A 6047-nucleotide genomic window follows, 5' to 3' on the forward strand; every position below is an offset into this window, starting at 1 on the left:
GCGGCCCGGCGCGTCAGCGCGCGGGGCTGCCGGCGGCGCCGCCGTAGACGGGCCGGTCCACCGCGAGCCGGTGCAGGCCCATGCCGGCCAGCATCGCGAGGACGAAGATCGCGGCCGGCAGCGGCGCGAGCGAGAGGTCGGCGATCGCGGGTCCGGGGCATAGCCCGGCCACGCCCCAACCGATGCCGAACAGCACCGCCCCGGTCAGCAGGGCGCGGTCCGGCTGGGTGCGCGTCGGCAGGTCGAAGGCCGGCGCCGCGAACGGGCGGGCCATGCGCGCACGTATCCGCCAGGCGATGACCATCGGCACCAGCGCGCCGCCCATGACGAAGGCGAGCGTGGGGTCCCAGGCGCCGAAGATGTCGAGGAACCCGCGCACCCGCGCCGGGTCCGCCATGCCCGACAGGGCCAGCCCCGCGCCGAAGATCAGCCCGGCCAGCAAGCCGATACCCGCATCCGCCCGCATCGTCGTGGTCCCCCGTCCAGTTGCCGTCCGCGTCGTCATCCGGCTCACCACATCAGGCCGAGCGCGCGCAGCACGCCCACGGTGAGCATCCCCATGGCCATGAAGGTCAGCGTCGCGACCATCGAGCGCGGCGACAGGCGCGACAGGCCGCAGACGCCGTGGCCGCTGGTGCAGCCGGCGCCGAGCCGCGTGCCGAATCCGACCAGCAGCCCGCCCGCGATCAGCACCAGGGGCGAGGCCGGAAAGCGCTGCGCCACCGGGCCGTGCAGCAGCGCCAGCAGCAGGGCGCCGAGCGGCAGGCCGAGCACGAAGGCCCCCGCGACCATGCGCGGCGTGGAGGAGATGCCGACGCCGACCGCGCGGGCGGCGAAGCCGCTGACGCCCGCGACACGGCCGGCGCCGAGCAGCATCAGGGCGGAGGCAAGGCCGATCATCAGCCCACCGGCGAGGCCGGAGAGCGGGGCGGCGCGGGCGATGATGTCGTTCACAGCTGATTCAACGGCAGCTTGAGATAGCGCCGCCCCTCCTCGTCCGGCGGCGGCAGGTTGCCGGCGCGCATGTTGACCTGCACCGACGGCAGGATGAGCTTCGGCATCGACAGGGTGGCGTCGCGCTTGGTCCGCATGGCGACGAAATCGTCCTCGGTCACGCCGTCGTTGACGTGGACGTTGTGCGCCCGCTCCTCGCCCACCGTCGTCTGCCACGCATAGGTGGTGCGGCCCGGCGCCTTGTAGTCGTGACAGAGATAGAGCGGCGTCTCCGGCGGCAGCGACAGCAGGCGGCGGATCGAGCGGTACAGGGCGCGCGCGTCGCCGCCGGGAAAGTCGGCGCGGGCGGTGCCGTAATCGGGCATGAACAGCGTGTCGCCGGTGAACACCGCGCCGCCGATCGCGTACGCCATGTCCGCCGGGGTGTGGCCCGGCACGTGCAGCGCGATCGCCGGGATGCCGCCGACCGAGAAACGGTCGCCGTCATCGAACAGACGGTCGAACTCCGATCCGTCGCGCGCGAATTCGGTGCCGAAATTGAAGATCTTGCCGAACACGTTCTGCACGGTGACGATTTCGCGCCCGATGGCGATCGCGCCGCCGAGCCGGCGTTGCAGGTAGGGAGCGGCGGAGAGGTGGTCGGCGTGCGCGTGCGTCTCCAGCAGCCATTCGACGGTCAGCTTCTCGCGCTCGATATAGGCGATCAACGCATCGGCCGAGGCCGTGGAGGTGCGCCCGGCGGCGGCGTCGAAGTCGAGCACGCTGTCGACCACCGCGGCCTGACGGGTGGCGGGATCGTGGATGACGTAGCTGACCGTGTTGGTCGGCTCGTCGAAGAAGGCCTCCACCGCGAGGGCGGGAAAGGCGCCGGCGCGCGCCGCCTCGATCTGCGTGGTGGCGGCAAGGAGGCTTTGATCGGTCTCGACGGTCATCGGCCCCTCCCGAGGTTGGCGGCCGTCGGCATGATCGTCGCGGAACGGCCAGGGTGTGTTGGGCGCAGTATGTCAGGTCGAAGGGCGGGACGTCAGCACGATTTAAGACTTTCAGATATACTGAAAACTAGAATGTATGAAAGTGTCAAGGCGGGGCGCACGGCGGCGGTATCGGCGTGAAAACGGGGCCGCAGCCGGGGCGGATGAGCGGGGCAAGGGACGGGGCATGACGAAGAGGGATGGTGCAGAAGCGGAGAGCGGCGGGGCGGAGGACGGAAATGGGGGCGGCGCTGGCGCCACGCCGGCGCTGTACCATGCGCGCGACAGGGCCATGTCGGCGGCGGCGCGGGTGCGGGTATTCGCCCATCCGCACCGGCTGATGATCCTGTCGCGGCTGCTGCGCGGGGAATGCACCGTGGGCGAGATCGACGCGGCGACGGGGATCGGCCAGCCGGCGCTGAGCCAGCAACTGGCACAGCTGCGCCGGGCGGAGACGGTGCGCACACGGCGCGAGGCGCGGCAGATCCACTATTCGCTCGCCGACGCGCATGTCGCGACCTGCGTGCGAACGATCGAGGTGATGTTCGGCGGCGGCCGGGCGTCGGCCGCGGCGGCGCTGGTGCGAGAGGGGGGACTCGAACCCCCATGACTTTCGCCGGACGATTTTGAGTCGTCTGCGTCTACCGTTCCGCCACTCTCGCCGCCCAGCGGGGCGCCCGCGGCCGGGCCGGCGCGGGACCGCGTGGCGGTGTTGTCCGGCATGATTTGCAAGCCGGCAAGCCCTTCGCTATAGGGCGCCCCGCACGGCGACGTGCGGCCAGTGATCCCGGATAGCTCAGCTGGTAGAGCAAGCGGCTGTTAACCGCTCGGTCGTAGGTTCGAGTCCTACTCCGGGAGCCACCTTCCCCCACCCAATTCTGCCAATCCGCCTGCGTCCGGCGCCGCCCGGTCACGCGTGCCCGCGCGCGGCCCCCGCCGCGCCGTGGCGCGCGGCTGCCGCGAAATTGGGCAGTGGGGCGGCGGGTAAAATGTGCCAATGCGAAGGCACCTGCCTCGCCGGCCGGCATCGTCGCGTGCCGGAAAAATGGGCATCCCCTGCCCGCCCCGTGACATACGCGACACGCCCCTCCTGGTGCGCTTCTTGCTGCCGGTGGCCGCCCGAAGACCGGGAGATTTCCGACGTGCAACATATCGTGCCGGGCGACGTCGCCTGGGTGCTGTTCAGCACCGTGCTGGTGCTGCTGATGACCGTGCCGGGGCTAGCGCTGTTCTATGCCGGCATGGTCCGCAAGAAGAACGTGCTGGCGACGATGATGCAGTCGTTCATCCTGTGCGCCGCGATGACGGTGGTGTGGATGATCGCCGGCTATACGCTGGCCTTCACCAACGGCAACGCCTGGGTGGGCGATCTGTCGCGGCTGTTCCTCAACGGCCTCGCCGACGGGTGGGACAAGCCGTTCACCCTGGGCGCGGGCACCGCCGGGGCCACCCCGACGACGATCCCGGAATCGGTGTTCCTGCTCTACCAGATGGCGTTCGCGATCATCACGCCGGCGGTGGTGACGGGCAGCTGCGCCGACCGGATGAAGTTCTCCGCGCTGCTGGTGTTCTTCACCCTGTGGTCACTGGTGGTCTATGCGCCGCTCGCGCACTGGGTCTGGGCGCCGGGCGGCTGGCTCGCGCGGCTGGGTGTCGCGGATTTCGCGGGCGGCACGGTGGTCGAGATCAACTGCGGCGTCTCCGGCCTCGTCTGCGCGCTGATGCTGGGCCGGCGGCTCGGCTACGGGCACGAGAACATGGCGCCGTGGAATCTCAGCTACGCGGTGATCGGCGCCTCGCTGCTCTGGGTCGGCTGGATCGGCTTCAATTCCGGCGGCGCGCTAGGCGCCAACGGGCGCGCGGCCATGGCGGTGCTGGCGACGCAGATCGCGGCGGCCGGCGGGACGCTGAGCTGGACCTTCGCGGAGTGGTTCCTGCGCGGCAAACCCTCCGTCCTCGGCGCGATCTCGGGCGCCGTCGCGGGGCTGGTGGCGATCACGCCGGCCGCGGGCTTCGTGCTGCCCGGCCCCGCGCTCGCCATCGGCATCGTCGCGGGCGTGGTCTGCTTCTGGTCCGCCACCACGCTGAAGGCCGCACTCGGCTACGACGACAGCCTCGATGCGTTCGGCGTGCATGGCGTGGCCGGCATCATCGGCACGCTGGCGACCGGCTGGTTCGCCTATGGCCCGTTGACCGCGAGTGCCACGGCGCCGGGCGGCGCGTATGTCGGCGGGCTGCACCTGCTCGGCGTCCAGGCGGTCGCGGTGGTGGCGACGATCGCGTGGTGCGGGCTGGCGAGCTGGGCGCTGCTGGCGGCGACCGATGTCCTGGTCGGCCTTCGCGTCACCCGCGACGAGGAGCGCGAGGGGCTCGACCTCGTGCTGCACGGCGAGCAGGTGTTCTGAGCGGCGTGGGCGCGCGGGCCGCGGCGCGGGCGGCCTGCCGTCTCCTATGCGGTGTCGTAGTCCACGACGATGTGCGACGTGGTGGGGCGGGCCTGGCAGGTGAGGACGTAGCCGGCCTCCTCCTCCCACCGCTCCAGCGAATAGTTGACGGCCATCGTCGCCGCGCCCTCGGTCACGCGGGCGCGGCAGGTGCAGCACATGCCGCCCTTGCACGCGTACGGCAGGTCGAGGCCGGCGCGCAGCGCCGCGTCCAGGATCGCCTCGCCCTCGGCCACCGGCACGTCGCGGCGGGCGCCGTTGTGGATCACGGCGGCCGTGGCGTGCGGCGGCGCGTCGGCGGCGACGGGGACGGGCGCGCGGGGCACGCCGTCGAGGGCGGAGGTAAAGCGCTCCACGTGCACGCGCCCGGGCGGCGCGGGGAGTGCGGCCAGCACGCGCTCGGCCGCGTCGATCATGCCGGCGGGGCCGCAGACATAGGCGTGGTCGATGCGCGCCCCGCCGGTCAGGCCCCGCAGCAACGCGTCGAGCCGTTCGGCATCGAGCCGGCCGCTGAGGACGGACAGGTCCTGCTGTTCCTGCGACAGCACGTGCACGACGGAGAACCGGCCGAGATACCGGTCCTTGAGATCCTCCAGCACGGCGCGGAACAGGATCGTCTCCGTGCTGCGGCTGCCGTAGAGCAGGACGAAGCGGCTGTCCGGCTCGCGCGCGAGCACGGTCGCGGCGATGGAGACGATCGGCGTGATGCCGGAGCCGGCGGCGATCGCGACATGCAGCAACCCCGCGCCCGCCGGCAGCGCCGGGCCGAAGCGGCCGGTCGGCGTCATCACGTCGAGCACGTCGCCGGGCTTGAGTTCCGCGAGCGCCCAGGTGGAGAACAGGCCGCCGTCCACCTGCTTGATCGCGATGCGCAGCACGCCCTCGTCCGCGCCGGCGCAGATCGAGTACGAGCGGCGCCGCTCCGCCCCCTCGATCTCGCGGCGCAGGGTCAGGTACTGCCCCGCCTGGAAGGCGTAGGCGGACGCGAGCGGCGGCGGCACGTCGAACACGACGGAGACCGCGTCGGCCGTCTCGCGCCGCACCTGCGCGACGGTCAGGGGGTGGAAGCGGGGCGAGCGGTCAGTGGCACTTGAAATGATCGAACGGCTCCCGGCAGTCGAGGCAGCGCCACAGCGCCTGGCAGGCGGTGGCGCCGAACTGGCTGATGCGCTCCGTGCGCGGACTCGCGCAGCGCGGACAGGCGGGCGGCGCGTCGGCGTCGGCACCGCAGGCGCCGCGCGCGGGGGGCGCGATGCCATAGGCGCGCAGCTTCTCGCGCCCCGCATCGCTCATCCAGTCGGTGGTCCAGGCGGGCGCGAGCACGGTCGCGATCTCGATCGCGCCGAAGCCCGCGTCCGCGAGGGCGGCGCGAAGGTCCTGCGCGATCACGTCCATGGCGGGGCAGCCGGAATAGGTGGGCGTGATCTCGACGCGCACGGCGCCGTCGTCCGTCACGTCCACCCGGCGCAGCACGCCGAGATCGGCGAGCGTGAGGACCGGGATTTCCGGGTCCGCGACGGCGGCGGCGACGTCCCAGGCGCGGCGGCGCAAATCGGTCGCGCGGTCGGCCACACCATCGGGGGCGAGTGCCGCGTCTACCATGTGGCGCCCGGATGCGCGCGCGCGAGGCTCTGCATCTCCGCGAGCAGGTGGCCGAGATGCTCGGTGTGGCGGCCGT

8 protein-coding genes and 2 tRNA genes are annotated in these 6047 nt (G+C 72.2%); 3 read left to right on the top strand and 7 right to left on the bottom strand.

Going from position 1 to position 6047, the window contains the following annotated elements:
• Nucleotides 1-13: 13 nt before the first annotated feature.
• From B8460_RS05225 to B8460_RS05235, 3 genes are read right to left on the bottom strand one after another with little or no spacing between them, the layout of a single operon-like run.
• A complete protein-coding gene (locus B8460_RS05225; protein ID WP_048860525.1) occupies nucleotides 14-466 on the bottom strand; it encodes a DUF6691 family protein in 453 nt (150 codons plus the stop codon).
• 44 nt (nucleotides 467-510) lie between these two features.
• Nucleotides 511-954, bottom strand: a complete 444-nt coding sequence (locus B8460_RS05230; protein WP_148360367.1) for a YeeE/YedE family protein — start codon at nucleotides 952-954, stop codon at nucleotides 511-513.
• Nucleotides 951-1886: an MBL fold metallo-hydrolase gene (locus B8460_RS05235; RefSeq protein ID WP_048860526.1), complete on the bottom strand. Its 936-nt coding sequence runs from the start codon at nucleotides 1884-1886 to the stop codon at nucleotides 951-953. Before B8460_RS05235 ends, B8460_RS05230 begins: the two co-directional genes overlap by 4 nt.
• A gap of 226 nt (nucleotides 1887-2112) precedes the next feature.
• Between B8460_RS05235 and B8460_RS05240 the strand changes: the two genes are divergently transcribed.
• On the top strand, nucleotides 2113-2535 hold the full coding sequence (locus B8460_RS05240; protein WP_084623252.1) for an ArsR/SmtB family transcription factor: 423 nt from the start codon (nucleotides 2113-2115) through the stop codon (nucleotides 2533-2535).
• Here B8460_RS05240 and B8460_RS05245 read toward each other — a convergent pair.
• Nucleotides 2504-2587, bottom strand: a tRNA-Leu gene (locus tag B8460_RS05245). The genes B8460_RS05240 and B8460_RS05245 overlap by 32 nt on opposite strands.
• Nucleotides 2588-2710: 123 nt before the next feature.
• On the opposite strand from B8460_RS05245, the gene B8460_RS05250 reads away from it, so the two are divergent.
• Nucleotides 2711-2786 (top strand) — tRNA-Asn (locus B8460_RS05250).
• Nucleotides 2787-3067: 281 nt separating this feature from the next.
• On the top strand, nucleotides 3068-4330 hold the full coding sequence (locus B8460_RS05255) for an ammonium transporter (RefSeq protein ID WP_048860527.1): 1263 nt from the start codon (nucleotides 3068-3070) through the stop codon (nucleotides 4328-4330).
• A gap of 44 nt (nucleotides 4331-4374) precedes the next feature.
• Here B8460_RS05255 and paaE read toward each other — a convergent pair whose 3' ends face one another.
• Genes paaE through B8460_RS20835 form a run of 3 tightly spaced genes read right to left on the bottom strand, consistent with a single transcriptional unit; the run spans nucleotide 4375 to nucleotide 6018 of the window.
• Nucleotides 4375-5469 (bottom strand): 1,2-phenylacetyl-CoA epoxidase subunit PaaE, encoded by a 1095-nt coding sequence (gene paaE, locus B8460_RS05260; protein WP_199445552.1) that lies wholly within the window; start codon nucleotides 5467-5469, stop codon nucleotides 4375-4377.
• A complete protein-coding gene (paaD, locus tag B8460_RS05265; protein WP_048860528.1) occupies nucleotides 5450-5971 on the bottom strand; it encodes a 1,2-phenylacetyl-CoA epoxidase subunit PaaD in 522 nt (173 codons plus the stop codon). The genes paaE and paaD overlap by 20 nt, the downstream gene beginning before the upstream one ends.
• Complete coding sequence (locus B8460_RS20835; RefSeq protein WP_241771115.1) at nucleotides 5965-6018, bottom strand: phenylacetate-CoA oxygenase subunit PaaI; 54 nt, start codon at nucleotides 6016-6018, stop codon at nucleotides 5965-5967. Before B8460_RS20835 ends, paaD begins: the two co-directional genes overlap by 7 nt.
• Nucleotides 6019-6047: the final 29 nt, after the last annotated feature.

The organism is Acidisphaera rubrifaciens HS-AP3 (assembly GCF_000964365.1).
Classification (GTDB): Bacteria; Pseudomonadota; Alphaproteobacteria; order Acetobacterales; family Acetobacteraceae; genus Acidisphaera; species Acidisphaera rubrifaciens.

Bases quoted from the DNA above. Each gene is read 5' to 3' on its own strand.
- B8460_RS05240 (WP_084623252.1), top strand. From the start codon at position 2,113: ATGACGAAGAGGGATGGTGCAGAAGCGGAGAGCGGCGGGGCGGAGGAC.
- paaD (WP_048860528.1), bottom strand. From the start codon at position 5,971: ATGGTAGACGCGGCACTCGCCCCCGATGGTGTGGCCGACCGCGCGACC.
- B8460_RS05225 (WP_048860525.1), bottom strand. From the start codon at position 466: ATGCGGGCGGATGCGGGTATCGGCTTGCTGGCCGGGCTGATCTTCGGC.
- B8460_RS05235 (WP_048860526.1), bottom strand. From the start codon at position 1,886: ATGACCGTCGAGACCGATCAAAGCCTCCTTGCCGCCACCACGCAGATC.